Raw genomic sequence first — 1048 nt, 5'->3', positions numbered from 1 at the left:
GGTCCCGCCGTCCGTCTTGCCCTCGCCGGAAGCCGTGGTGCCGCCGCCGGGCGCGGTGTCGCCCCCGGGCGCGGTGTCGCCCTCGGGCGCGGTGTCGCCCCCGGGCGCGGTGTCGCCCCCGGGCGCGGTGGTGGTCAGCCCCAGGTCCCGGTACATGGGCAGCGACCCGTACAGCAGCACCACCGGGCGGTCGTCGACACGCAGCAGCGTGTCGCCGCGCTTCGCCGTGGTCCCCGCCTCGGGCAGCCCGGTCACGGTCCCGGTCGCCTTGACCGGCAGGGGTATCTCCGTGCCGTACCCCAACTGGCCGTCCACCTGCGTGCGTTCGGTCAGCGTGGCCCGGACCACCTCGACCAGCGAGCCGGTCCGGGGCGGTGCGTCCGCGCCCTCGTCCCCGCCACCGCCGAGGCCCAGGGCGCCCACCACGGCGACCGCCGCCACGACGACCACGGCCAGGGCGATCAACGCCGTACGCCGTCCCCGTCCGCCGCGTGGCGGTTCGGACGCCGCCTCGGGCCCGTCATCGATCCGTGTCACCGTATCCGCCACGGTCAGCCCTTGCCGGGGCCCGGGTTCTCCGGAACACCCACGATCGGCCCGCAGATCCGGATGGCCCGCTTCGCACCGGCGGAGCTCTGGTCCCAGTCCCCCTGTCCGAGGCCGTCGGGGCCCGGGTCGGGGAAGTCGGCGGCGCCGTTCTCCTGCATGCACTTCGCGTACTGCTGCTTCACCTTGATCTGCTCGGCGGTGAGCTTGGACTGGTTGCCCTTCTCGATGCTCTCGGGCACGGCCGCCAGGTACTCGGCGCACTTCTCCGTGGCCGCCCGGAACTTCGCGTCCTTCTTCAGGTCCAGGTTGTCACCGAAGTCGACGTTCCCCTTCTCGTCCGGGTCCGGGGCGTCGACCCCGTTCTCCCGCAGGCACTTCACGTACGTGCGCTGCGCCTGCACATAGGCGGCCACGTCGTCCCCGCCGCCCTGCGCGTCCGAGCCGGCGGACGGCGTGGCCGCGCCGCCGCTCGCGGCCGTCGGGATGTCCGAGTCGCCCT

The 1048-nt window shown here is 74.3% G+C and carries 1 protein-coding gene and 1 pseudogene; both read right to left on the bottom strand.

All coding sequences use genetic code 11. From position 1 onward, the window contains the following. Window positions 1-537: pseudogene (locus B7767_RS31875) on the bottom strand (peptidoglycan-binding protein); the annotation flags it as partial. Window positions 538-551: 14 nt separating this feature from the next. Beyond that, window positions 552-1048 (bottom strand): hypothetical protein (locus tag B7767_RS31870; RefSeq protein ID WP_085575162.1); only part of this gene is annotated, 497 nt, incomplete at its 5' end.

Origin of the sequence: Streptomyces sp. 13-12-16, assembly GCF_002114215.1 — a bacterium.
Lineage (GTDB): Bacteria > Actinomycetota > Actinomycetes > Streptomycetales > Streptomycetaceae > Streptomyces.
Note: the sequence above shows the minus strand (reverse complement) of the source record. Positions and strands in the feature narration are given on the sequence as shown.